Here is a 25,063-nt window from a genome sequence, read left to right as displayed (position 1 = left end):
TCTATGTCGCGGGGTACGGGGAGGGCACGGGGCGCAGGGGCGATGCGGCCAGGAAGGGCCGATAGTCGTCCAGGGTCAGCCGCAGGGTCTGGGGCTGGTGCTCGATCAGGACGGCGATGAGACGCATCGTGAGGGCCACCGCCTCCTTGCGGTCCCGCACCCGGGGGTCGGCGGTGAGGATCGTGTTCAGGCCGTAGGTTGCGCAGCTGCCGTGCATGACCCGGAACAGCTCGAACTCTTCCCGCAGGGTCTCCGGAACATCCTGCCGCCGCTCGAACACCCGGAACACCTCGCCTCCTCCGGCCTCGTGCTCCAGGCCGAGGATGTAGAGTTTCTCTTCCTCGTCGTCCACGGCCCGGTAGGCGTTATAGGCGATCTCCCGTTTCTTCTCCGGCGTCTCCCCGATCAGCAACGCGGACATGAAGGCCCCCAGCGTCAGCCGCTCCGCCACCGTCGCGTCGGCGCTGTCGCGCCGCAGCAGGAAGACGGTGGACAGCCGCGCGGGCTCCAGGGGGCGGGTAAAGACCCGCTCGGGCGGCAGGACCCGGGCGATGTCCAGCATCGCCCGGGCGTTGTCGAAAGCGATCAGCCGGCCCAGCAGCCGCTTGAGCTGGTCCCGCGACGTGTCGGCGAAGAACTCGGAGACCGCACCCCCTTCCCGGCGGATGGCCTCCACCAGATCCTCCAGCGCCGGGTCGCGGCGCTGCAGAAAGGCCGGGGTGATCTCGGGCACGTTCTCCATCTTGGAGCGCAGCATCTCCATTGCGGCCAGCGGAAAGTTCTCCACCAGGTTGGTCCGCAGGTAGAAGATCTTCTCCGAGGTATAGGCGTAGGCTTCCACGGGGGCCTCGAGGTCCAGGGCCCGCACCGGCACCGCCACCTCCCGGTGCTCCAGGTCGAGCCCGTACACGGTGGCGTCGGTGCGCTCCGCACCCTGCCGCGCCAGCCACCGGAACACCTGGTAGCCCCGCACCTCGCTCCCCTGCGCCGGGCGCACGGCCACGGGATGCAGGCGGCGCCCGTCCCGGAGGGCGTAGGTGTACCGCACGTAGACCCAGTCATCGGAGTGGAAGCGCGTCCGCGGATGGGCCATCAATCCGTAGGAGGAGGTGCTCTTCCCCGTCCCGGTGGGGGCGATGTACAGCACGCCCCGACCGTCCACCTCCACGCAGGCGCCGTGGATGGAGTGGATCCCGTACTCCTCGGCCAGCACCCGTCCTACCGCGCCCAGCACCCAGGACTTCAGCTGGCCGTAGTAGGCCGTATTGAAGAAGACGATGGTATTCGTCTTGCGGCTGTAGTACGCGGCTTCCTGTTGGTCGGCGACTCCGCCCAGGGCGTAGACCGTGATCTGCGGATCGCGGGGCGGACGCCGGCCGGTGGCGGCCTGCCATTCCTCCACCCCGTACCAGTTGTCCACCCAGAAGTCGTAGAGATGGGGAGAGTTCGTCGTGACCCGCACCCGAACGCCGTGGATCACGACATCGTGCCGGTACAGCGGCTCCCGGCCGGCCCGTCGGGTGATGTGGGCCACCGCGGCGCCGACGAGGGCATCCCGGCGCCCCTCGATCCGATCGATGGCTTTGTCGAAGACGGCGGTCCGGGTCTTCGTGCGGGTGATGCAGTTGCCGGCGCCGATGGCGCTGCCCGGCCACTCGATGGCTTCGGGGGTCGGGGGCGGAGGAAACAGCACGTCGTCGGGCATGACGATTCATCGCCTTCGACGCCCTGGAAGAGCTTCCTTGCCGGCGGCGTTTACATCTCCGTTACCCTCCTGTGACACCCGGAGGCCGACGGGTGGCGTATGCAGGTGGCGCGGCCCGAGGGGGCGGCGAAGTCATATGATAGGGGGAAGGTGAGGAGGGTGAGGCGGATACCGGCGGTACTCGTGGCGGCGGGACTGCTCGTGGGGGTGGCCGGGGCGGCGGCCCTGGGGCAGTACGGCGGAAGCGGGGGCGGCGACTACGGCCCGCCCGCCCAGGCGGGGAACAAAGCGGCCGGGCAGCTGCGGACGGCCATCGAGCACGCGAAGAACTCGGCGGCCTCCCAGGCTGCGGCCGCGGCGGTGACCCACCTCGGCCACGCCTTGAACTGCATCGAGGGGACGAAGGGGAAGAACTTCAACGGTTCCTGGGGGCACGTCTGCCAGGGCCAGGGCGACGGCATTCTGACCGATATCAAGGGGGAGCGGAACGCCGCCTCGGTGATGATCGTCCTGGAGGCCGCCGATGAGCTGGCCGCGGCGGGGGTGAAGAGCGGGAACCTCGCTGCGGTGCAGAATGCGGCCCGCGGGGTGGCCGCCCTGCTGCAGATCGTCATGGACGGGCTGCGCTAGATGCCGTTTCTCGTCCACCCGCTCCTCGTCCATTTCCCCGTGGCGCTGTGGCTGACGAGCTTCCTGTTCGACCTGCTCTCTCTGAGGACGTCCGACCGGTTCTACGCCACCGCCTCGCGCTACCTCATCGGATTGGGGGTGCTGGGTGCCGTGGGGGCGATCATCACGGGCTTTGTCGACTACCTCCCGCTCCGAGCGCAGGGCGTCGGCCAGACCTTCATCGACCGGCACCGAACCCACAGCCTGCTGGCCTACGTCGTCACCGCGGTATATGCGGGGATCTTCCTCCTGCGCTGGCGGAAGCGGGGCCCGGCCGGGGGAGTGGCGGTGGCCCTGGCCGGCCTGGGCGCCGTCCTGATCGCCATCACCGCCTATCTGGGCGGCGAGATACGGAGGGTGATGTGAGCCAGAAGATCCTGGTCGTGGACGACGAACCCCACATCGTGGAACTGGTCCGCTACAATCTGACCCAGGCAGGGTACGCCGTGGTCAGCGCCTTCGACGGACGTGACGCCGCGGCCGTTGTGCGCCAAGAGCGTCCCGACCTGGTCATCCTGGACATCATGCTGCCCCACGTCGACGGGTTGGAGGTCTGCCGGCAGATCCGCCGCGAGTCCGCGGTGCCGATCATCATGCTCACGGCCAAAGGCGGCGAACTGGAGCGGGTCGTCGGTCTGGAGCTCGGCGCCGACGACTACGTCACCAAGCCCTTCAGCCCGCGCGAGCTGGTGGCCCGGGTGCGGGCGATCCTCCGCCGGGCCGCGCCCGAGGGGCGCGAAGGGACCAGCGGTCCCCTGCGCAGCGGCGCCCTGACCCTGGACCCGGCCACCCGCGAAGTCACCCTGCACGGCCGGCCCGTCGACCTCACGGCCAAAGAGTTCGAACTCCTGCGCCTCCTGCTGACCCATCCCAACCGCGTCTTCACCCGCGACTTTCTTCTGGAACATCTCTGGGGGTACGACTACTACGGGAGCACGCGCACCGTGGACATGCACATCAGCCGGTTGCGCGAGAAGATCGAAGACGACCCCGCCGCACCGACCTATATCGTCACCGTCCGGGGCGTGGGCTACAAGTTCAAGGCCCCCGCCCCGCGGGGCACGGCGGCGCAGACCTGATGCGACGCTCCATCCGCTGGCACATCACGGGGAGCCATCTGCTGCTGGTCTTCCTGGTCCTGGTCATCTTCACGGCCTACATGGTCCGGGCCCTGGAGCGACAGTACGTCAACACCTACGCCTACGTCGTGGCCACCCAGGCCAAGCTGATCTCGTTGATGATGCGCGAGTACGCCGAGGATCCGGGCCAGGACCTGCCCCAACTGCAGACCATGGTCCAGCAGCTGCGTTGGCGGAAGGATGCGACCATCGCCCTGCTGGATGCCACGGGACGGTCGCCCGGGGGAGCCGTCGACCCCTCCGCGCCCGAGATCACCGCCGCCTTCGCCGGCGAGGAAGCGCAGGCCGTCCGTGCCGACCCCCAGGGGATAAGGCGCGTGTACGCCGCGGCGCCCATCCTCGACCGGGACGGGAAGGTCGTCGGCGTCGTGCACGTCTCCGCGCCGCGGGCCTGGGTCTTCCGCCAGCTCCAGAAGACGGCGCCGGCGCTGCTGGGGGCGATGGTGCTGGGGCTGATCGCGGCGGTCGTCGGCGGCGCCTGGCTCTCCCGCCGCATCACTCGCCCGCTGCTGGCCCTGGGCGAGGCGGCGTCGCGCATCAGCGCCGGCGACCTCTCCACCCGCGCGCCCGTGCACGGGGCCGACGAACTGGCCGCCCTGGGACGGACCTTCAACACCATGGCCGGGCGGCTGGAGCAGACCGTCGCCGCCATCTCCGACGAACGCAATCGCATCGAGGCCATCGTCGCCGCGATGACGGAGGCGGTCATCGCCACCGACCGCCGCGATGCGATCACGGTGCTCAACCGCAGCGCCGAAGAGCTCTTGCGCGTGCGGCGCGAGGAGGTCCTCGGCCGCAGCGCCGCGGCGGTGTTCGGCCAGCGGCGCCTGGCGGCCATGCTGCACGAGGCGACGGCCTGCGGGCGGGTCACGGCCGAGGAACTCCCGCCGGGGGCGATGGGCGACCGGGTGATCGAGGCCCACTGCGCCCCCGTCCGGGGACACGACGGCGAGATCACCGGGGCCGTGGCCGTGCTGCGCGACGTCACCGAGGTGCGGCAGACCGAACGGCTGCGTCGCGAGCTCACGGCCAACGTCTCCCACGAGCTGCGCACGCCGCTGACCTCGATCAAAGGCTTCGTCGAGACGCTGCTGGACGGCGCCATGCGCGACGAAGACACGGCACGGCGGTTCCTCTCCATCATCCAGAGCGAGACCGACCGTCTGGTCAAACTGGTGGACGACCTGCTCGACCTCTCCCTCCTGGAGAGCAAGCGCGTCACCCTCAACCCCAGGCCGGTCGACCTCGGCGAGCTGATCGCGCACACCGTGGACAAGTTGCGGCCCCTGGCCGACCACTCCCGGCTCACCCTGATCCAGTCCCTGCCGGCGGGGTTGGTCGTTGTCGCCGACGCCGACCGCCTGGAACAGGTCTTTACCAATCTGGTGGACAACGCCCTGAAGTACACGCCGCCCGGCGGGCGCGTGGAGATCCGGGCCCGGCCGGTGAACGGTGCCGTGGAGATCGCGGTGCACGACAGCGGCCAGGGGATCAGGCCGGAAGACCTGCCCCACGTCTTCGAACGCTTCTACCGGGCGGACCGCTCGCGGACGCGCGGCTCGGGCGGCACAGGCCTGGGGCTGGCCATCGCCAAGCACATCGTGGAGGCGCACGGCGGGCAGATCAGCGTCACCAGCCGTCCCCAGGAGGGGACGACCTTCACGGTGACGATCCCGATCTCCTGGGGCGGCGCCGGGGTCCAGCAGGCGCAGTCGGCGGGAGATCAGCCGACGGTCGGCGGCTATCCTCCGAGATAGGCCTTGCGCACTTCCTCGTTGGCCTGCAGCTCTTTGGCCGACCCGGCCAGCGCAATCTCGCCGGTCTGCAGCACATACCCCCGGTGGGCGACCTGGAGGGCCATGAAGGCGTTCTGCTCCACGAGCAGGATCGTTGTGCCCTGCCGGTTGATATCGGTGATGGTCTCGAAGATCTGCTCCACCAGGACGGGGGCTAATCCCATGGAGGGCTCGTCCAGCAGCAGCACCTTTGGCGCACCCATCAGGCCCCGGCCGATGGCCAGCATCTGCTGCTCCCCGCCGGAGAGCGTCCCCGCCACCTGGGACTGCCGCTCTTTCAACCGGGGAAAGAGGGCGAAGACCCGCTCCAGGTCCGCGGCGATTCCCGCGCGGTCCGTCCGGGCGTAGGCGCCCATCAGGAGGTTCTCCATCACGGTCAGGCGGCCGAAGATCCGCCGGCCCTCGGGAACCTGGACCACGCCTTTGGCCACGATGTCGTGCGGAGGCAGGGCGCCCAGGTCCTCCTCCCCCAGCCGCATCCGGCCTTCCCGCGGCCGGAGCAGCCCGGAGATGGTCTTGAGGGTCGTGCTCTTCCCCGCGCCGTTGGCGCCGATGAGCGTCACGATCTCGCCCTGATCGACCCGGAGGGAGATCCCTTTCAGGGCATGGATCTGGCCGTAGTAGACGTGCAGGTTCTCCACTTCCAGCAGGGCCATCAGTGCGCCACCGCCCCCCGCCGGCCGAGGTAGGCCTCGATGACGCGCGGGTCGTTCTGCACCTCTTTCGGCGTGCCCTCGGAGATCTTGGTTCCGTAGTCCAGCACCGTGACCAGGTCGGAAATCCCCATCACCACCCGCATCTGGTGCTCGATCAGGACGATGGTGATGCCCAGCTCGTCGCGCAGCCGCCGGATGAAGGCCATCATCTCAATGGTCTCCCGCGGGTTCATCCCGGCGGTGGGCTCGTCCAGGAGCAGCAACCGGGGCCGGGAGGCCAGGGCCCGGGCGATCTCCAGCCGGCGCTGCAGTCCGTAGGGGAGGTTCTTGGCCAGCAGGTCGCCTTTGCCCCGCAGACCGACGAACTGGAGGAGCTCCCGGGCCTGCTGGTGGGCCAGGCGCTCCTCCTGCACGGTGGCGGGGGTGCGCAGGATCGCGCCCAGCCACCCCGAGGTGAGGTGCGGGTGCATCCCCACCAGGATGTTCTCCATCGCTGTCATGTTGGCGAAGAGGCGGATGTTCTGGTAGGTGCGGGCGATGCCCATCGTGGTGATCCGGTCCGGACTGAGCCCCTCCAGGGGCGTGCCGTCGAACTCGATGCTTCCCTCCTCCGCCCGGTAGAACCCCGTCACGCAGTTGAAAAAGGTGGTCTTCCCCGCGCCGTTGGGCCCGATCACGCTGTGGATGCTCCGCTCGGCGACATCCAGGTCGAGCTGGTTGATCGCCACCAGGCCGCCGAACCGCTTGGTCAAGCCCCGGGAGACGAGCAGTCCCATCTAGCCATCGCTCCCCGGAAGCATCTCCACCGCTTCCCGCTCGGGCACGGCCGCCACCTCCTCGTGCAACTCGCGGCGCTGGGCCGCAGCGGGCCACAGCCCCTCCGGGCGGAGGATCATCATCACCATCAGCACCGCGCCGTAGACCAGGAAGCGGTAGTCGGAGAACTCGCGCAACAACTCGGGCAGGCCGACCAGGGCCAGGGAGCCGACGACGACCCCGGGCAGACTGCCCATTCCGCCCACGATGATCAGGGCCAGGACGTTGATCGAGACCAGCACGGAGAAGGAGTGGGGGAAGACGGAGCCGACCATGACGGCGAAGATGGCCCCGCTCACCCCGGCGAAGACGGCGCCGATGCCGTAGGCCAGGAGTTTGATGTTGACGGTGTTGATGCCCATGGCCTGGGCTACATCTTCGTCCTCGCGCATCGCCATCCAGGCCCGGCCCAGACGCGAGTCGCGCAGCCGGGCGGCGACAAAGGCCACGATGGCGCTGGCCCCGATGGTGATGAAGAAGAGTTGCTCCGGACCCCGAAACTCAAAGCCGAAGAGCACCGGCTTGGGAATCCCGAGCACGCCCTGCGACCCGCCCAGCCACGGCCGGAGGAAATCCGACAGCACCAGTAGGCGGATGATCTCGCCAAAGCCCAGCGTGGCGATGGCCAGGTAGTCGCCCCGGATGCCGAGGATGGGCAACCCGAAGAGAAACCCCGAGATCAGCGAGACGACCGCGGCGATCAGCGTTGCCGTCCACCAGGAGAGATGGGCGATGGCCTGGGGGCTCGACGAGGTCAGCAACCCCACGGTGTAGGCGCCGATGGCCCAGAAGGCGACGAACCCGATGTCCAGCAACCCGGCGAACCCTACCTCGAGGTTCAACCCCATCCCCATCAGCGTGTACAGGCCGACCAACACCAGCACCTGGGAGAAGAAGGGGCCGACGAACAGCGGCAGCAGGAGGATCAGCGCCACGGCGGCGGCAAACCCGCCGACCTGCAGCCAGCGCCGCCGGGCGGGGGGCCACTGCGCCAGTCGCGCCCTGGCTCTCGGCCGCTGCCGGTGCCAGAGACTGCTCACCCCCGCGCTCAGCGCGACGACGATCACGGCGCCCAGCGGCGTCAGGCCGTCAAAGGTGAAGAGCGCCTCCCGGATCCGGGTCAGCCACGGCGCCTGAAGGATCAGCTGCACCTGTTCCTGGAGCAGCCCGATGATGAGGAGCGTGACCAGCCCGGTGGTGGCCAGGGATTGGGCCTCGCGCGGGAGCATCGTCAGCGCCATGCCGACCGCAGCCAGCAGGGCGCCGCCGAGGAGGAGCCACGGAAGGACCGCCGGGCCCCGCCCCAGGGAGAGGATGGTGTACAGCTCCGGGGTCGCGCCGACGATCATGGCGCGGAAGTTGACCACCCGGCTCAGGAGCAGCCACAGCGCGACGGGAAGAGCGGCGATCACCCCGGCGAGCGCCGCTGCGCCGAGCCGCACCCCCGCCCCCACGGCGGTCAGCGGGCGCGCCAGGGAGAGCCCCGCCGCCAGGATCAACACCAGGAGGATGGTGTGTCCCCCGGAGACGATCCCGGTGACGATCTGCCGCTGCTGGAGCGCTTCGATCAGGCCGACGAGCGAGATGAACAGCGCTCCCGTCCCCCAGAGGAGGCCGATCCGTACCGCATGCCGCAACGGTGATCGGGTGCTCATCGGGCTACGCCTTCTTCGTGGCCAGCCGCTCCCCCAGGATCCCCGACGGCCGGAAGATGAGGACCATCACCAGCATGATGAAGGCCGTGACGTCCTTGAGCTGGTAGGGGGCGACAATCCCCAGGCCGTCCAGGACCAGGATCGGGGCCACGGACTCGATCAGGCCGAGGGCCACGCCGCCCAGCAACGCGCCGGGGATGTTGCCGATCCCGCCCAGCACCGCCGCGGTGAAGGCCTTGATCCCCGGATAGAACCCCATGAAGAAGTGCACCTGCTTGAAGACCAGGGCGTAGAGGATGCCGGCGGCGCCCGCCGCGGCCCCGCCGATGGCGAAGGTGATGACGATAATCCGGTCGACGTTGATGCCCATCAACGCCGCCACCTCCATGTCCTCGGCCACCGAACGCATCGCCGTACCCGTCTTGGTGCGCATCACAAACAGATAGAGCGCGGCCATGAGGATGAGCGCGGAGACGATGACCACGGCCTGGGTGCGCAGAATGCCGACGCCGAAGAGCACCCACTCGCCCTTGAAGACGTTGAACTCGGGATAGGCCTGGAACCCGGAGCCGTAGAGGCCGCGGACGGCGTACTCCAGGAAGAAAGAGGCCCCGATCGCCGAGATCAGGGGCACCAGCCGCGGGGCCCGTCGCAGGGGGCGGTAGGCGACCCGTTCGACCAGCAGGGCGGTGACCATGGAGACCACCATGGCCACGACGAGGATGAGGGCCAGGCTCAGCAGCGGTCGGCTGTTGAAGATCCCCCGCTGGTCCAGCGCCCGCGCGGCGTAGTAGGCGGTGTAGGCCCCCACCATGAAGATGTCGCCGTGGGCGAAGTTGATCATGCGCAGGATGCCGTAGACCATGGTGTAGCCCAGGGCGATGAGGGCGTAGATCGCGCCCTGGGAGAACCCGAAGACGACGAAGTCGAGCCAGACCTCGCCCGAGTAGCGGGCCGCCCGGACGGTCCCCACCACACCCCAGACCACCACCAGGACGACGGCCAGCCGGAAGGCCCAGAGGTAGAGTTCGATGACGGACAGCCGGCGCCACCAGCGGCTCCGCGGCAGCGCCATCGCGTTGACCCCCATGATCTGTGTCCGTCCCCCCGCGTCCTTGCGTCAAGAGGGGATGGGCCGGCACGACCGGACCCATCCCCTCAGAGCATCACCCCACGATGTCCCGCAACCCTACGGGTAGATCTTCTTAGGATCCGTCCCGGGATTCCATTTGGCCGGATCTGCGGACACGCTCACGTACACGGCAATCTTCGGGTCCGCGCAGTCGCCGAACTGGTTGCAGGTCAGCGTCCCGGTCAGCCCCTTGAAGTTCTTCGTGGCGAAGAGCGCATCGCGCAGCGCCTTCCGGCCGATGTAGAGGTTGCCCGCGGCGTCTTTCTTCCCCACCTTCTCGATGGCGGCGAAGATCATCATCGCCGCGTCGTACGCGTGCGGGTGAAACGCCGACAGTGGCTTCTCCCCGTACCGCTTCTGATGCTTCTCCAGGAACTTGGCGTATCCGGGGCCCAGCACCGCCGGAGACAGATCCGGGCTCGAGTTATACACGCCCACGACCGCGTCGCCTGCCGCCTTGCGGAAGTCCGGTGAGAAGGTGCCGTCTGCGGACATCAGCTTCACATTGGCGAAGCCGGCAACCTCCTTCGCCTGTCGGACAACGAACCCACCGGCTGCGATGAAGATGGGGAAGTACAGCAGCTCGGGCTTCCCGGCGGCAATCTTCGTCAGGACCGGGCGCATGTCGGTGTCGGTCGGAGCGATCGCCTCCTGCGCGGTGATCGTTCCGCCGAGCTTCTTGAAGTTATCGGCGAAGGCGTTGGCCAGCCCCTCGGCATACGGGCTGCCGTCGTGGATCGTCGCCGCCCGGCTGACCTTCAACGACTTCCGGGCGAATTCTGCGGCGACCTTTCCCTGCACCAGGTCATTGTGCGCCGTGCGCAGGTAGCCGTCGTAGTCCGGGCCCCGCTTGGGGTCGGTCAGCTTGGGCGCGGTGTTGGAGGGGGACACGGTGACGATGCCCGCCTTCCAGAGGATGGGCGCGCCGGGCACGGCCTCGCTGGAGCAGGAGCTGCCGATGGCGGCCACGACGGCCTTGTTCGCGGCGATCTTTGTGGCCGCGGCCACGCCGCCCTCGGCGTTGCAGCCCGAGTCCTCCTTGATCAGCCGGATCGGAAAGCCCAGCACGCGGCCCTTGTCGGCGATGGCGATCTCGATACCCCGGTTGCTGTCCACGCCCAGGCTCGCATCGGGTCCGGCGATGACGAGCCAGGAGGCGATGGTAATGGGCTGCCCGCGGTTGATCCGAACCACCCCGATCGGGTCGGTGACGGGACCCACGGTAGCGGCGGGCGCCAGCGGGGCCAGGAAGGCCGCGACCAGCAGCACCGCGATCGTCAACGCTACGGGAATCTGGAGTCGCTTCATCCGCCTATCAGCCTCCTCACGTGATGGAATGAACCACCCGGTGCCAACCGCTCTCCTGGACTGGACCGAGCCCCTCCCTCCCTTCCCGCTCCGCGCCGCGGCGGAGAGCGCACAGAATCCCCCTGATCAGGGGGAAACACCGTCGCACCGCGCACGACGGGCGCTGATCTGCTGCACCACTTCTGGTCGTTCCGGATTTTGGGGAAACCGTTTCGCCGCCCCCTCCCCCCTTCCTTCTCACGGACGCGGGGGGAGGAGCCGCTCCCTTTGTGGACCCCGGCCGTCGGCTTTAGGGGTAGATCCCCCGGGTCATCAGGGCGTCCGCCACCCTGCCGATGGCTCGGATCAGTGCCGCGGTGCGCAGGGTCGTGCCTTTCTCTTCCGCCGTGGCCATCACCTGGTGGAAACTGCGCAGGATGATGCGCTCGAGGTTCCGATTGACCTCCTCCTCCGTCCAGAAGAACTGCTGCAGTCCCTGCACCCACTCGAAGTAGGAGACGATGACGCCGCCGGCGTTGGCGATGATGTCGGGGACGACGAGAATCCGGCGCTCGGCCAGGACGCGGTCGGCATCAGGGGTGAGGGGGCCGTTGGCGCCTTCGACGACGATCCGGGTGCGGAGGCGGGGGGCGTTCTCTCCGGTAATCTGGCCCTGGACCGCGCACGGCACGAGGATATCGCAGGGGAGCTCCAACATCTCGGCGTTGGTCACGCGCTCGGTGCCCGGGAACCCCTGAACGGTCCGGTGCTCGTCCTTGTGGCGCCGCAGCGCCCGGGGGTCGATCCCCCGGGAGTTGTAAGCCCCGCCGCTGCTGTCGGACACGGCCACGATGCGACACCCGTGGTCGTGGAGGAGAGAGGCGACCGTGGACCCGACGGCGCCGAACCCCTGGATGATCACCGCCGCTCCGTCCAGGGGGATCCCCACCCGCCGGCAGGCCTCCCGCGCCACCAGCCACACACCGCGCCCGGGCGCCTCGGCGCGCCCGTAGGAACCGCCGATGGCCAGCGGCTTGCCCGTCACCACGGAGGGTGTGGAGTGGCCGCGGTGCATGCTGTAGGTGTCCATGATCCAGGCCATGATCTGGGCGTTCGTCCCCAGGTCCGGCGCGGGAATGTCGCCCTCCGGGCTCATCAGCAGGCTAATCTCGGTGGCATAGCGGCGGGTGAGGTGCTCCAGTTCGTCGTTGGAGAGCTCCTTGGGGTTGACGACCACGGCGCCCTTCGCCCCACCGTAGGGCAGTCCCAGGACGGAGCACTTCCAGGTCATCCACATGGCCAGGGCCCGCACGTCGTTCAGGGTGACCTCCGGGTGATACCGGATGCCTCCCTTGGTGGGTCCCAGCACGGTACTGTGGTGGACCCGGTAGCCGGTGAAGATGCGCACCGAGCCGTCGTCCATCTTGACGGGAAAGTTCACGGTGAGTTCGCGCTTGGGGTAGGCCAGAAACTCGCGGATCCCGCGCTTGAGCGGGAGGTAATCGGCGGCGAGGTTGAACTGGCGCAGCGCCACTTCCCAGGCGTCTTCCCTCGGGGCGATCACGGCGGCCTGAGCGGCCATGGGGATGTCCTCCTCAGCGCGCCAGCGCCGACGCCGGCACGAGCTCGATACCCGCCGTATCGAATTCTCCCAGCATCTCCCGGAGCACCTGCGCCGTGACCCGCTGGGCATGGCCGATGGCCACGGCCTCGCCCGTCGTCCGGGCCAGGCGGATCAGGCGGCGCAGCTGGGCCCGGATGGCGGCGGGATCGTTCTCGTTGTCCAGAAAGACCTGGCGCGAGGCGACGGGGATACCCATCTCCGCGGCCATGGCCGCGGCCACGCTGCGGGGAGAGGTGACGCTGTCCACGAAGCGCAGGTTGCGCTCCCGCACCACGCGCAGCACGGCCCGCATCACCCGGGGGTCGGCGGTGCCCTTCGAGCCCATGTGGTTGTTCACGCCGACCGCCTGGGGAACGGCGTCCAGGCCGGCCCGCACGGCGCGCTCGATCTCCGCTTCGGACATCGCCGTGGTGATGCCACCGGGGCCGAGGGTCTTGGTGGGATCCTCCGGTTCGAGGGGCAGGTGCAGGAACACCTCCAATCCGGCGGCGCGGGCGCGCTCGGCGACCTCCCGCGAAAAGCGCAGCCCGGGCAGGACGGCGACCGTCACCGGCCTCCCCAGGGCGATGATCTGCTCCAGGTCCTCCAGGCTACCCCCGGCATCGTCGAAGATGATCGCCGCCCGCCCGACCGGCGGCGCGGGCGTCCGCTCCGGAACAGTCCGTGGGGCGGGCGCGCCTGGAGGCGCAGCAGGGAGGGTCCGGGGCCCGACCGGCGGCCGGGCCGGAACCGGCGGAGGCGCCTCCGCCCCCCACCGTACCAGTCCCGCGGCGGCGGCCAGCCCCAGCGCGACCCCCATCGCCAGGACGGCGGCGGCCGCGGCGATCCACGCCAGCGCAGAAGACCCCCGGCGCCGACGGGCCATCGCTATGCCGCGGCAGGCAGGCGGAGGCTGCGCTGGAGTTTCTGCCTGAGGATCTCCACGGCGCGGCGCAGTTGCTCGGCCCGCATCTGCGCCAGGCGCTGCTCCACCTCCGCCTCGGGCCGCCCCTTGAGGGTGGCGCGCAGCCGCTCCTCCGGCTCCCCCACCACGACGTCGGGGGTCAACCCCTTCCCGCTGATGTCCTGCCCCCGGGGGGTGACCCACTTCGCCGAGGTGATCGCGGCGCCGGCGCCCATGGGCAGGTCGACGATGGACTGAATGAGGTTCTTGCCGAAGGTATGGACGCCGACGATGGTGGCCGTCCCGCTGTCCTGCAGCGCCCCGGCCACGATCTCGGAGGCGCTGGCCGAGAACTCGTTCACCAGCACCACCGTGGGCAGGGCGATCTTCGCCCCACGCCGGGAGCGCTCCGAGGCCCGGCGGCCGTTTCGATCGTAGAGGTGGAGGATCGGCTGACCCGTGGGCAGGAAGCGGCTGGCCACGCGGATGGCCTGGTCGAGAAGCCCGCCGCCGTTGGTGCGCAGGTCGAAGATCAGCGCCCTGGCGCCGTCGCGCCGGGCCTGCTCCACCACGCGGTCGAACTCCTCCACGGCCCGCTCGTGGTTGAAGGTGATGAGTTTCACATAGCCGATCCGCTGGCGCGCCAGCTCCTGGCGCGTGGCCTCGTCCAGGCTCTCCGGTCCCTCCGCGGCCGTGATCTGAATCCGGGCGCGGACGATGGTGACGTCCAGTTCCGCCTCGCCGCGCCGGATGCGCAGCCGGACGGGGGTCCCCTCCTTGCCGCGGATCCGCGTCACCGCCTCCTGCAGCGACATCCCCCTGGTCGCCACGCCGTCCACGACCACGATGCGGTCGCCAGCCTTCAACCCCGCTCGGGCCGCCGGGGTGTTGGCGATCGGCTGCACCACGATGGGGTAGTCGTCCTTCACGTCGATGTAGATCCCGATGCCCGAGAAGAATCCCTGGGTGTCCTGCAGGAACATCTGGTAGGCGCGGGGGTCCATCAGACGGGTGTACTGGTCCCCGAGCGCCTCCAACATGCCCTTGGCTGCGGCCAGGTAGAGCGCGTCCGGGCCGCGCTGGGGGTCGGCGCACTGCGCCTCTACCCGGTCCAGCAGCGCATAGAACCGCGCGCGCCCGGTGCCGGTCGGCTGCGGCGCGGTCACCCGCCGCGCACAGGCGGTGCCGGCCTCCTCCAGCAGGGCCTTGGTCGCTCCGGCGTAAAGCTGGTCGTCGGCGACGCGGCGGATGAAGGTCTGCTGGACCTGGCGGACGACGGCGTCCAGCAGCGCGCGACCCTGGCGCCGGGGGTCGGGCGCGGTCTGGGCGATGATCGCCCCGACCAGGGCCAGGACCACCACCAGCACCGCCGTGACGATGAGGCGACGCGAGAGGGGTAGCGAAGTGTTCACGCCCATCATTCTACCCGCCCGGCGTCCAACCGGCGACCTGGGGCGGGGCATCGGCTCACCGGCGGGCCGGGTCGATCGGCCGGCCCTGCACCCGCACCTCGAAGTGGACATGCGGCCCGGTGCTGTAGCCGGTGCTGCCGATCCGTCCGACCACCTGCCCCCGGCGTACGGCCTGCCCCACCCCTACGAGGATCGCGGAGAGGTGGGCGTACAGCGTGGAGAGGCCGTCGCCGTGATCGAGCACCACGATCTTCCCGTACCCGCCGAACCAGCCGGTATAGATCACCCGGCCGTCCCCTGCGGCCAGCACGGGCGAGCCGTAGGGCGCCGCGATGTCCTGCCCGGTGTGCATCCGTCGGATGCGGAAGATGGGATGGCGCCGGATGCCGAACCCAGAAGTGAAGACGCCGCGGGCGGGCCAGATGAAACCGGCCAGGCTGCGGGCGAGCGCCACGCTGCGCGGCGCACCCTGGCTGCGCCGGATCAGCGCCTCCAGCTGGCGCGAGTCCTCCTCCAGCTCGGCGACCATCCGCTCGAAGGCGGCGCGCTCTTCCTGGAGGCGGGCCAGCACGGTGCGCTTGGCGCGCTCCTCCGCGACCACCTCGCGGCGCCGGGCCTCCGTCTCGGCGGCGACGGCGGCGAGGCGGGCCTGCTGCTGGCGCAGCACCGCCAGCCAGGCCTGCGACTCCTCGACATCCTCCGCGTACTCGCGGATCAACCGGGCGTCGGCGCCCACAATGGTCGAAAGGAACTGCCAGCGCGTGACGAACTCGCCGACGTCGCCCGCCCCGAGGAGAACGTCCACATACCCGGTCCGCCCGTACAGGTAGATCGTCCGCAGCCGCCCACCCAGGCGCGCCCGGTGCGCGGCCAGCCGGCGTTCGAGGTCGGCCAGATGCGTCGCGGCCTTCTGCACCTCCGCCTTCGAGCGTTCCTGCTCCTGCGCCAGCTCGGCCAGCCGTCGTTCGGTGGCCTCCCGGGAGCGATCGATGTCCTCCAGGGCCGAGAGGACGCGCCGTTCCGCCCGTTTCACCTCCCGCAGGCGGTGTCGCGACCGGCTCAACCGGTCCAGCAAGCGGCGGAGCTGGGCCCGACCCCCGGCGGGCGCGGTCGTCGCCGGCGAGACCGTCGCAGGGGCGGTCTCCGCCGCGGCCGATGCGGGCGGGACGGCCAGGAACATGGCCAGGAAACCGGCGGCGAGGCGCCTGCGGACGGACGGTGTCATGAGGCCAGGAAGCGGCGGATGGCGATGAGGCTGCCGGCGCCCCCGACGGCGACACCGGTGACCATTACCCAGACGATCAGGGGACCCGCCGCCTCCGCAATGGAAGCCGCGGGGAGGAACGGCATGGCGCCCTGAACACGGGCGATGCCGAGGGCGTAGGCGGAGGCCAGGACGGCCGAGGCCAGCGCACCGGCGGCCATTCCCTGGAGGACCCCTTCAATCAGAAAGGGCCAGCGCACGAACCAGCGGGTGGCGCCGACGAGCTGCATGATCTCGATCTCGCGCCTGCGGGCGATGATGGTGAGGCGGATCGTGCTGACGACGACGACCAGCGCGACCGCGGTCAGAAACAGGGTCAGCGCCGCTCCCAGCACCCGCACGCCGCGGGTCAGGGCCAGGAGGCGGTCCACCACCTCTCCGCCGTATCCGACGTCGCTGATCCCCGGCAGTTGCGCCGCCGCCCGGGCCACGGCGGGCGCCTGCTTCGGGTCGGCCAGGGTCAGTTCCAGGGAGTCCGGGAGGGGATTGGTCGAGACCAGGTCGGCGAAGGCCGCTCCTCCCCCCAACTGCTTCCGGAGCCGCTCCAGGGCGGCGTCCCGCCCGACGAAGCGCACCGACCGCACCCCCGGCAGGGCGGCCACCGCGGCCCGCGTCCTGGAGATATCGGACGGCGGCAGGCCGTCGCGGAGGAAGGCCACCACCTGCACCTGGCCTTCCACGGCGCGCGCCACCTTCTCCAGATTGAGACCGACCAGGACGGCCGTCCCCACGACCAGCAACGCCACGGTGATCGTCGTCACCGCCGCTGCGGTCATGAGCCCGTTGCGCCGGAAGCTGGCCCAGGCGTCGGCCACGAAGGAGGCGGCGGTCTCCGCCACGGCGGGGTTACGCGTCCGGGCCATACCGCCCCCGGAACTCGTCCCGGACGACCTGGCCGGCAGACAGCTGGACGACGCGGCGGCGCAGGAGGTCCACGACGGTCTTGTTGTGGGTGGCCATGATCACCGTGGTCCCGCGCCGGTTGATGCGGGACAGGATCTGCATGATCTCCCAGGAGGAGTCCGGGTCCAGGTTGCCGGTCGGCTCGTCGGCCAGCAGCAGCGGCGGATCGTTCACGATGGCCCGGGCGATGCTCACCCGTTGCTGGCCGCCCCCGGAGAGTTCGTGGGGGAAGGCCTCCGTCCGGTCGGCCAGACCGACCAGATCCAGGGCGCGCATCACCCGGGGGTGGATCTCGCCGGAGGGGACGCCGGTGACGCGCAACGCGAAGGCGACGTTCTCGTAGACGGTGCGCGCCGGCAACAGCTTGAAATCCTGGAAGATGACCCCCAGCCCCCGCCGCAGCCGCGCCACCCCCCGCGGCGGCAGGCGGCCCACGTCGCGGCCGTCGACGAAGACCCGCCCGCCGGTGGGGGTCTCCTCGCGGTAGATCAGTTTCAGCAGGGTCGATTTTCCGGTGCCGGTGGGACCGACGACGAAGACGAACTCGCCGCGCTCAATTCGCAGGGTGACGTCGCGCAACGCGACGACGCCGTTGGGGTAGAATTTGCTGACGTTCTGAAGTTGGACCGTCCCCATGCTCCGACGAAAGGTCCGACGTCTGCGGCGATGGATTCAGAACGCCACGCCGGGCGCGGCGCGGGAGGTTGGTTCTACGGCGCGGTGGGTTCTCCTCCCGGCACCTGCAGGGCCCACCGGGCCAGTTCGGCGCGCAGGCGCTCGCTGGTCAGGTCCAATCCGATGGGCGTGACGGAGATTAGCCCCTGGGTCAGCGCCCAGGAATCGGTGCCCGCCTCGTCCGGCTGCGGCGCCGGGTCCCCCGTCAACCAGTAGTAGACCCGGCCCCGCGGGTCGGTGCGTTTCTCCAGCCGGCTGACGTACCGCCTGGTGCCCTGACGGGTGATGGCCACGCCGCGGATCTCCTCCCGCGGCAGGTTCGGGACGTTGACATTGAGCAGGGTGTCCTCCGGCAGCCCGTGGCGCCCGATGGCCTGGGCCAGGTGGACGGCGAACTCCGCGGCGGGGGTGAAGATCGGGTTGCGGAAGGCGGCGATGCTGACGGCGATGCTGGGGATCCCGAAGATCGCCCCCTCCATGGCCCCGGACACCGTGCCCGAGTAGGTCAGATCCCGACCCATGTTGGGGCCGACGTTGATCCCGGAGACGACCACGTCGGGCCGCGCCTCCAGCAGGTCGAGGATGCCCAGGGCCACGCAGTCCGCGGGGGTGCCGTTCGTCGACCAGGCGCGGGCCGGGGACCCGGCGATGGTCGCGGGTGCGGCCCGCAGCGGTTTGTGCAGCGTGATGGCGTGCCCGGTGGCGCTGCGCTCCTGCTCCGGCGCGACGACGAAGCATTCGGCCAGCCGGTCGAAGGCACGGACCAGCGCGGCCAACCCCGGCGAGGCGATGCCGTCGTCGTTGGTGATCAGGACACGCACGACGCCCTCAGGGCTCCCCCCCGGGTGCGCGCACCGACTCGTCGATCCACCGGAGATAGTCGGGATTGCCCCCCGCGATGGGCAGCGCAATCACCTCGGGAACGGTGTAGCTGTGGAGGGCACGGACGCGACGCCCCAGCGGTTCCAGGAGGTCCCGGCAGGTTTTCAGGACGAGCAGCGCCTCCCCGGCCTGCTCCACCGCGCCCCGCCACCAGTAGGTGGAGGCGACAGCCGGCACCACATTGGCGCAGGCGGCCAGCCGGTCTTCCACCACCGCGCGACCGATCCGCTCGGCTTCCTCGCGCGACGGGGCCGTCACCAAGACCACGATGTGCTCCCTCACGCCTCCTCCACAGCTCTGGCCAGGGCCTCCGCCGCCTCCGCGGTGAACCCGACAAAGACGATCGCCGCCAGCGAACTGCCCCCCTGCAGATAGGCCACCGTCTCCGCCACCATGAGTCGCGCCGCCTCCTGCGGCGGAAACCCGCCGACGCCGGTGCCCAGCAGGGGGAAGGCGAGCGAGGTCAGGCCCAGGGCGTCGGCCAGTCGCAGGCTGGATCGGGTGGCGTTGCGGATCGCCTCCGCGCTGGTCACGAGATCCGGCCCCATCGTCGCGGCATGGATGACGTGGCGGCACGGCAGCCGCCCGGCATGGGTGGCCACCGCCTCCCCCACGGCGACGGGGCCCAGGCGGACCGCCTCTCGTTCGATCTCGACCCCGCCCGCCCGCTTGATCGCCCCCGCCACCCCGCCGCCCATCCAGAGGTGCGTGTTCGCGGCGTTCACGATGGCGTCGACCTGGAGCCGCGTAATGTCGCCCTGATGGACGGAGAGGACGGTACGGCCGATGCGGCGCTCCACGGCCCTCACCAGGCGGCGGCCGCGGACAGGGATCGGGTTAGTCCTGCTCTCTCCACCAGTCGGGCGAGATGTCCTTGTCCCGGGTGAACTTGCGCACCTGCGGGCGGGTGCCGGCGCGCTCTTTGGCCACGCGGGCGCGCAACTCCTCATACTCCCGCAGACCGGTCAGCACCTTGAGGGTGTTCCAGGCCGCCTCCTCCACCTGCTCGCCGTCGTGCAGAATCAGCTGGACCAGAGGGTCCACGACCCGCTTGTCCCGCAGGCGGGCCATGATCCGGATGGCCAGCCGCTTCACGTCCACATCCTCGTCGGCCAGCGCCTTGACCAGATAGTCCAGCGCCCCCTCCCCCAGGAGGGCGAAGAGCGCCTTCAGGGCAAAGCGGCGGACCTTGCCGCTGGGATTCTCCAGGGCCTCCACGAGCTGCTTGGTCACATCCTCCCGCGGACGCTCCTGCAGTCCGTCCACCACCTCGCGCGGCAGCGAGACCTCGCGGTCCGCGGTCTGGGGCACCTCCAGGACCCCGCGTTCCTCCAGCCGGGCGATCGTCGTCACCACCCCCTCCTGCATACGGGGGTCGTCCAGGAAGAGGTGGGTCAGCGGTCCGGCCACCCGCTTGTCCCCGATGCGGCCGAGCACCGAGATGGCGGTGACCCGCACGTACTGGTTCTCATCCCTGATCATCTGGAGCAGCGGATCGATGGCGCGCGGGCCCATGTCCACCAGAATCTTCCAGACCTGGTTGCCGATCCGCCGGCGGAGGTTGCGGTCCTTGAACGCCTCCATGAGCGGCCCGACCGCCTCGGCCCCGATCCGGATCAGGGCGTCGGTGGCCGCCAGCTGGAGCGAGCGCTCCCGGCGGGCCAGGACCCGGATCAGGGGCTCCACCGCCCCTGCATCGCGCATGTCGCGGAGCCCGTTCACGGCCTGGAGGACCACCTGCTCGGAGCGGTCGGCCAGGGCGGTCCGCAGCGCCTCCATGGCCGCCGTGCCGCCGATGCGGCGCAGCGCCATGACCGCGCTCTTGCGCACGTACTCGTCGGAGTCCTGCAGGGCGTTCCCCAGTGCCGCCACGGCGCGCTCGTCCCCCAGTTTGCCGAGCTGATGCGCGGCGTCGCTGCGGACGGTGACATCCGCGCTGCGCAGGCGCAGGATCCACCGCTCGAGATCGGTATCCGGGACGGCCTCGGGCATGAACGCCTTCCTCCTGCTGATATCTTAAATGACTTCTGGCCGGGGCCGGAAGTCTCCTCTGCTTGAATGTTCCTCCCGACGGGGCTATACTAGGTCGGAAATACGGTCGCTGACGGCGGGAGGTGAAGGCGCACCACGGTGGCTGATCGCACGGAGCTGCGCGACGCCCCATCCACCAGACCTCGCTTCGCCCACGCCTCCGAAGAAGAGTTGGCCCGCCTGCTGGACTTCTACGGAATCCGCTGGGAGTACGAGCCGCGCAGTTTCCCTCTGGAACGCGACGCCGAGGGGCGCGTCACGGAGAGCTTCAGCCCCGACTTCTACCTGCCCGATTTCGACCTCTACATCGAGCTGACCACGCTCAAACAGAGCCTGGTCACCCGGAAGAACCGCAAGGTCCGCCGCCTGCGCGAACTGTATCCCGAAGTAAAACTTAAGATCTTCTACGGCCGCGACTACCGCAGCCTGCTCTTCAAGTACGGGCTGGCTCGATGACGCTGCACGACCACATCGACCGCGTGCTGTTCTCCGAGGCGGAGATCCGGACGCGGGTAGGCGAACTGGCTGCAGCTATCTCGGCCGACTACGCGGAGACGCCGCCCCTGTTGGTCAGCGTGCTGAAGGGAGCGCTGTACTTTGTGGCCGATCTGACCCGGGCCATGACCATCCCGGTGGCCCTGGACTTCATGGCCATCACCTCCTACGGCTCGGCGCAGGCCACCTCGGGGGCGGTACGGTTGATCAAAGACCTGGACGAAGAGATCAGCGGCCGGCACGTCCTCCTCGTGGAGGACATCATCGACACGGGGCTGACCGCAGCCTACCTCCTGCGGACCCTGCGCGCCCGGGACCCGGCCAGCCTCCGCATCTGCACGCTGCTGGACAAGACCGCCCGGCGAATTGTGGACACCCTGCCCATCACGTACCGCGGGTTCGAGGTCCCCGACACCTTTGTCGTGGGCTACGGGCTGGACTACCGGCAGCTGTACCGCAACCTGCCCTACATCGGGGTGCTCAAGCCCGAGGTCCTCGCGGCGACGCCCTGACTACCGCAGCCGCCTCTGACTCAACTCCAGCCGGAAGACGAACCGGACGATCCGCTGGCGGTCATCCTCGGCGATCTGGAGGAACTGGCTGCCCACGAGGTACCGCGACCCGCGCAGGACTTCCCGCACGTACTTCGCCTGACACTGCGCCCGGATGGGCTGGCGCCCGTCGGGAATGTTCAGCACGACGGTGAACTGCGCGCCTTCGGCGAAGGGCGGCGGTTGGCCAAAGAGCAGGCTGACCCCGCCGCCGCTGACGTCCTTCGTCACACAGCGCTGGACCTGGGCGTTCCACGTCAACTCGGCGTTCAGGCTGGCGTCGCGGCGGACGAAGTCGCGGCGCTGGGTGCGCACCGCCTCCCCCTCCAGATGGATGGTGATCCGCCCCTCGGGGACTCTCTCGATCTCCCGCACCCGCCCTGCTTCCTCGTAGAGCCCGTCCTTGCGGACAAAGGTGACGCGCACGTCGGCATCGTCGGGGAGGGGCCCGTCCTCCGCGAGGGGAACGGCCAGGCGGATCAGATGCTCGTCGGCGATCTCCTGCACCTCGCCGGCATAGGTCTCGCCGGCCGGCAGGATCTCGACCATGACACGCTCACCCACTCTGGGCCGATACATCCGGCCCTCCTTCCCCGTCAGCGGTCTGCAGGACGCACAGGCACGCGGCGACGCAGGGTGGGAAATCTTCCACCGCTGCGTCGCAGGAGTTCCTGAGTTGTTCCCCCGAGCAATCCCATGTCTTGGCCTGCCCCGCCCCGGGCGCTCCTAGACGAGCGGCGGCAGGCGCGGGGAGATCACCAGCAAGGTGGATGCCACGCCGTCACCGGGAAGGGTGGAGCTTTACCGCTGCAGAACTCTTCGTCCTGCCCTGCTCGGCGCTCTCGGCCTGTCTTCGTCGATTTCATCCGCCGCGCGCGAGGCGGATTGAACCTGCGCCGCACTGGGGGTATTGTTAGCGCGTGAGCACCGAGACGGAGCGGCGGTCCGCTCCGCGCCGGGTCGGCGCCAACTTCATCACCGAGATCATCGACGAGGACCTCCGCGCGGGACGCTACCGGGAGGTCGTCACCCGGTTCCCGCCCGAGCCCAACGGCTACCTGCACATCGGGCACGCCAAATCCATCGCCTTGAACTTCGGGCTGGCCCTGGACTACGGCGGGCGGTGCAACCTCCGCTTCGACGACACGAACCCGGAGACGGAGTCCATCGAGTACGTCGAGGCGGCCAAGCGCGACATCCAGTGGCTGGGCTACCAGTGGGCCAGCGAGCGGTACGCCTCAGACTACTTCGAGTGGCTGTACACCTGCGCCGAGCAGTTGATCGCAGACGGCAAGGCCTACGTGGACAGCCTCTCCGAGGAGGAGATCAGCGCCTACCGGGGGACGATCACCACGCCGGGCAGACCCAGTCCCTATCGCGACCGGAGCGTCGAGGAGAATCTGGACCTCTTCCGCCGGATGCGGGCCGGCGAGTTCCCCGACGGGGCCCACGTGCTGCGGGCGAAGATCGACCTGACCAGCCGCAACATGAAGCTGCGCGACCCGGTGCTCTACCGCATCGTCCACGCCCGGCACTACCGCACGGGCGACCGCTGGTGCCTCTACCCCCTCTACGACTTTGCCCACCCCCTCTCCGACGCCGTCGAAGGCATCACCCACAGCCTCTGCACCCTGGAGTTCGAGAACAACCGGGCGATCTACGACTGGCTGCTGGAGAACCTGCGGGGGAAGTGCGGGTTGCCCCCCTCCCCCCGCCCCTACCAGTATGAGTTCGCCCGGCTCAATCTGGACTACACCGTGCTCTCCAAACGCAAGCTGATCAGGCTGGTGGAGGGCGGCCACGTGCGCGGGTGGGACGATCCGCGCATGCCCACGCTGTCGGGGCTGCGCCGGCGCGGGGTTACCCCGGAGGCCATCCGCGAATTCGTCACCCGCGTGGGGGTGGCGAAGACCAACAGCCGGGTGGACATCACCGCCTTCGAGGCCGCCATCCGCGACGACCTCAACCTGCGGGCCCCCCGGGTGCTCGCCGTGCTGCGGCCGCTGCGGGTGGTCCTGACCAACTACCCGGAGGACCGGACCGAGGAGATCGACGCTCCGTACTGGCCCCACGATGTGCCCCGCGAAGGGTCCCGTCCGGTCCCCTTCTGCCGTGAGCTGTTCATCGACCGGGATGACTTCATGGAACACCCGCCCGCGGGATTTCACCGCCTCTCTCCCGGCGGACGCGTCCGACTCCGGCATGCCTACGTCATCCGCTGCGACGAGGTGATCAAAGACGCCGCCGGCGCGGTCACCGAACTACGCTGCAGCTACGATCCGGCCACCCTGCGCGCCCGGCCGGCCGACGGTCGCGTGAAAGGGACCATCCACTGGGTCTCGGCCCGCCACGCCCTCCCCGCCGAGATGCGCCTGTACCATCACCTCTTCACCGTGGCCGATCCCGAGGCCGCCGGGGGCGAGTTCACCGACTACCTGCGTCCGGACTCGCTCGTCATCACCCGGGGGTATGTCGAGCCCAGCGTGCTCTCCGATTCTCCTGACACCCGCTACCAGTTCGAGCGATTGGGTTACTTCTGGCAGGACCCGGTGGACTCGAAGCCGGAAGCCCTGGTCTTCAACCGGATCATCACGCTGCGCGACTCCTGGGCGAAGGTGGAAGCCAGAACCAGAACGGCGTGAGCGGGCCGGTCACCGTCCCCCTGCCCCGGCCGCTGGTCGCCGTCCGGATCATCCGCCGGGTCAACCGCTTCGCCGTCCTGGCCCGCCGCCGCGACCGGCGGCTCTACCTCTACCTGCCGAACTCGGGACGGATGACGGAGCTGCTCCGACCGGGCACCCGGGGGATGGCGCTTCTGACCCACCGGCCGGGACGCACCGCCGGTACCCTCCTCCTCGTCCGCCACGGGGGTCGCTGGGTGGGCATGGACGCGCGGTGGCCGAACCGTCTGTTCGAGGCCGCCCTCCGCAGACGCGCCCTGGCCGCGTTCAGGGCGTACGCGGTCTGGCGGCGCGAGGTGCCCTTCGGCGGGGGCCGGATCGACTTCGTTTTGCGGAGCCGCCGCGGCCGCTGCCTCGTCGAAACCAAGTCCTGCAACCGCGTGGACGGCGGCGTCGCCCTGTTTCCCGACGCGCCGACGCGTCGCGGGGCCCGCCACCTGGAAGCGCTGGCCCGGGCGGCGGCCAGGGGACGGCGGGCCGCGGTGGTGTGGTTCGTCCTGCGCGACGATGCGCGCCTGCTGCGACCCTTCGTGGAAGCCGACCCGGCCTTCGCCCGCGCGGCACGGCGGGCCGCAGCGCGCGGCGTCATGCTGGCGGCCTATACCTGTCGGATCACCCCTCGACGGGTTGTCGTCCTGCGACGGATCGCGGTGCGGACGAACTGAACCGTCCCCACTCCGCCACGGCTCCCCGCCTGCCGGCGGGGACCAGGGAGCTGCCCTCCAGCTCACGTGTGGGGAGAGGATCCTGCCGGACGCGCGACACGGGTCCCTTGCGCCGACAGGAAGCCGCGGGGCGGGGCGCGAC

The 25,063-nt window shown here is 69.9% G+C and carries 25 protein-coding genes; 8 read left to right on the top strand and 17 right to left on the bottom strand.

Features of this window, described 5'->3' with window-relative positions:
- Position 1: 1 nt before the first annotated feature.
- Positions 2 to 1,705: a hypothetical protein gene (locus QN141_05480; protein ID MDR7557924.1), complete on the bottom strand. Its 1,704-nt coding sequence runs from the start codon at positions 1,703 to 1,705 to the stop codon at positions 2 to 4.
- A gap of 159 nt (positions 1,706 to 1,864) precedes the next feature.
- On the opposite strand from QN141_05480, the gene QN141_05475 reads away from it, so the two are divergent.
- From QN141_05475 to QN141_05460, 4 genes are read left to right on the top strand one after another with little or no spacing between them, the layout of a single operon-like run.
- Complete coding sequence (locus QN141_05475; protein ID MDR7557923.1) at positions 1,865 to 2,335, top strand: hypothetical protein; 471 nt, start codon at positions 1,865 to 1,867, stop codon at positions 2,333 to 2,335.
- Positions 2,336 to 2,740 (top strand): DUF2231 domain-containing protein, encoded by a 405-nt coding sequence (locus tag QN141_05470; protein MDR7557922.1) that lies wholly within the window; start codon positions 2,336 to 2,338, stop codon positions 2,738 to 2,740.
- Positions 2,737 to 3,453, top strand: coding sequence for a response regulator transcription factor (locus QN141_05465; GenBank protein ID MDR7557921.1), 717 nt, complete (start codon positions 2,737 to 2,739; stop codon positions 3,451 to 3,453). Before QN141_05470 ends, QN141_05465 begins: the two co-directional genes overlap by 4 nt.
- On the top strand, positions 3,453 to 5,270 hold the full coding sequence (locus QN141_05460) for an ATP-binding protein (protein MDR7557920.1): 1,818 nt from the start codon (positions 3,453 to 3,455) through the stop codon (positions 5,268 to 5,270). Before QN141_05465 ends, QN141_05460 begins: the two co-directional genes overlap by 1 nt.
- Here the strand turns inward: QN141_05460 and QN141_05455 are convergent.
- The 15 genes from QN141_05455 to QN141_05385 form a co-directional block, all read right to left on the bottom strand.
- Positions 5,255 to 5,965 (bottom strand): ABC transporter ATP-binding protein, encoded by a 711-nt coding sequence (locus QN141_05455; protein ID MDR7557919.1) that lies wholly within the window; start codon positions 5,963 to 5,965, stop codon positions 5,255 to 5,257. The two genes, QN141_05460 and QN141_05455, sit on opposite strands and share 16 nt — an antisense overlap.
- Complete coding sequence (locus tag QN141_05450; protein ID MDR7557918.1) at positions 5,965 to 6,741, bottom strand: ABC transporter ATP-binding protein; 777 nt, start codon at positions 6,739 to 6,741, stop codon at positions 5,965 to 5,967. The genes QN141_05455 and QN141_05450 overlap by 1 nt, the downstream gene beginning before the upstream one ends.
- A complete protein-coding gene (locus tag QN141_05445; protein MDR7557917.1) occupies positions 6,742 to 8,436 on the bottom strand; it encodes a hypothetical protein in 1,695 nt (564 codons plus the stop codon).
- 4 nt (positions 8,437 to 8,440) lie between these two features.
- Positions 8,441 to 9,526: a branched-chain amino acid ABC transporter permease gene (locus QN141_05440; GenBank protein ID MDR7557916.1), complete on the bottom strand. Its 1,086-nt coding sequence runs from the start codon at positions 9,524 to 9,526 to the stop codon at positions 8,441 to 8,443.
- A gap of 99 nt (positions 9,527 to 9,625) precedes the next feature.
- On the bottom strand, positions 9,626 to 10,876 hold the full coding sequence (locus QN141_05435) for a branched-chain amino acid ABC transporter substrate-binding protein (protein MDR7557915.1): 1,251 nt from the start codon (positions 10,874 to 10,876) through the stop codon (positions 9,626 to 9,628).
- 289 nt (positions 10,877 to 11,165) lie between these two features.
- Positions 11,166 to 12,437, bottom strand: coding sequence for a Glu/Leu/Phe/Val dehydrogenase (locus QN141_05430; protein MDR7557914.1), 1,272 nt, complete (start codon positions 12,435 to 12,437; stop codon positions 11,166 to 11,168).
- A gap of 13 nt (positions 12,438 to 12,450) precedes the next feature.
- Positions 12,451 to 13,344 carry a divergent polysaccharide deacetylase family protein gene (locus tag QN141_05425; protein MDR7557913.1) on the bottom strand — a complete coding sequence of 298 codons (894 nt, stop codon included), beginning with the start codon at positions 13,342 to 13,344 and terminating at the stop codon, positions 12,451 to 12,453.
- A gap of 2 nt (positions 13,345 to 13,346) precedes the next feature.
- Entirely contained in the window at positions 13,347 to 14,774 is a 1,428-nt protein-coding gene (locus tag QN141_05420; protein ID MDR7557912.1) for a S41 family peptidase, read from the bottom strand.
- A gap of 55 nt (positions 14,775 to 14,829) precedes the next feature.
- Positions 14,830 to 15,999 carry a peptidoglycan DD-metalloendopeptidase family protein gene (locus QN141_05415; GenBank protein MDR7557911.1) on the bottom strand — a complete coding sequence of 390 codons (1,170 nt, stop codon included), beginning with the start codon at positions 15,997 to 15,999 and terminating at the stop codon, positions 14,830 to 14,832.
- Positions 15,996 to 16,901, bottom strand: coding sequence for a permease-like cell division protein FtsX (ftsX, locus tag QN141_05410; GenBank protein ID MDR7557910.1), 906 nt, complete (start codon positions 16,899 to 16,901; stop codon positions 15,996 to 15,998). Before ftsX ends, QN141_05415 begins: the two co-directional genes overlap by 4 nt.
- Complete coding sequence (ftsE, locus tag QN141_05405) at positions 16,885 to 17,577, bottom strand: cell division ATP-binding protein FtsE (GenBank protein ID MDR7557909.1); 693 nt, start codon at positions 17,575 to 17,577, stop codon at positions 16,885 to 16,887. Before ftsE ends, ftsX begins: the two co-directional genes overlap by 17 nt.
- Positions 17,578 to 17,651: 74 nt before the next feature.
- Complete coding sequence (gene surE / locus QN141_05400) at positions 17,652 to 18,437, bottom strand: 5'/3'-nucleotidase SurE (protein MDR7557908.1); 786 nt, start codon at positions 18,435 to 18,437, stop codon at positions 17,652 to 17,654.
- 7 nt (positions 18,438 to 18,444) lie between these two features.
- Positions 18,445 to 18,780 carry a divalent-cation tolerance protein CutA gene (gene cutA, locus QN141_05395; protein MDR7557907.1) on the bottom strand — a complete coding sequence of 112 codons (336 nt, stop codon included), beginning with the start codon at positions 18,778 to 18,780 and terminating at the stop codon, positions 18,445 to 18,447.
- Positions 18,777 to 19,307, bottom strand: a complete 531-nt coding sequence (locus QN141_05390; protein MDR7557906.1) for a macro domain-containing protein — start codon at positions 19,305 to 19,307, stop codon at positions 18,777 to 18,779. The genes cutA and QN141_05390 overlap by 4 nt, the downstream gene beginning before the upstream one ends.
- A gap of 28 nt (positions 19,308 to 19,335) precedes the next feature.
- Positions 19,336 to 20,490 (bottom strand): HEAT repeat domain-containing protein, encoded by a 1,155-nt coding sequence (locus tag QN141_05385; protein ID MDR7557905.1) that lies wholly within the window; start codon positions 20,488 to 20,490, stop codon positions 19,336 to 19,338.
- Between the two features lie 138 nt (positions 20,491 to 20,628).
- Here QN141_05385 and QN141_05380 point away from each other — a divergent pair, with 138 nt between their 5' ends.
- Together QN141_05380 and hpt are read left to right on the top strand one after the other, a co-directional pair.
- Complete coding sequence (locus tag QN141_05380) at positions 20,629 to 20,985, top strand: hypothetical protein (protein ID MDR7557904.1); 357 nt, start codon at positions 20,629 to 20,631, stop codon at positions 20,983 to 20,985.
- A gap of 2 nt (positions 20,986 to 20,987) precedes the next feature.
- Positions 20,988 to 21,536: a hypoxanthine phosphoribosyltransferase gene (gene hpt / locus QN141_05375; protein MDR7557903.1), complete on the top strand. Its 549-nt coding sequence runs from the start codon at positions 20,988 to 20,990 to the stop codon at positions 21,534 to 21,536.
- On the opposite strand, the gene QN141_05370 is transcribed toward hpt, so the two are convergent.
- Positions 21,537 to 22,154 (bottom strand): PilZ domain-containing protein, encoded by a 618-nt coding sequence (locus tag QN141_05370; GenBank protein ID MDR7557902.1) that lies wholly within the window; start codon positions 22,152 to 22,154, stop codon positions 21,537 to 21,539.
- Between the two features lie 341 nt (positions 22,155 to 22,495).
- Here QN141_05370 and QN141_05365 point away from each other — a divergent pair, with 341 nt between their 5' ends.
- Positions 22,496 to 24,217: a glutamine--tRNA ligase/YqeY domain fusion protein gene (locus tag QN141_05365; protein ID MDR7557901.1), complete on the top strand. Its 1,722-nt coding sequence runs from the start codon at positions 22,496 to 22,498 to the stop codon at positions 24,215 to 24,217.
- A complete protein-coding gene (gene sfsA, locus QN141_05360; protein MDR7557900.1) occupies positions 24,214 to 24,921 on the top strand; it encodes a DNA/RNA nuclease SfsA in 708 nt (235 codons plus the stop codon). Before QN141_05365 ends, sfsA begins: the two co-directional genes overlap by 4 nt.
- Positions 24,922 to 25,063: the final 142 nt, after the last annotated feature.

The sequence above is a fragment of the Armatimonadota bacterium genome, from assembly GCA_031459765.1.
GTDB lineage: Bacteria > Sysuimicrobiota > Sysuimicrobiia > Sysuimicrobiales > Kaftiobacteriaceae > Kaftiobacterium > Kaftiobacterium secundum.
Note: the sequence above shows the minus strand (reverse complement) of the source record. Positions and strands in the feature narration are given on the sequence as shown.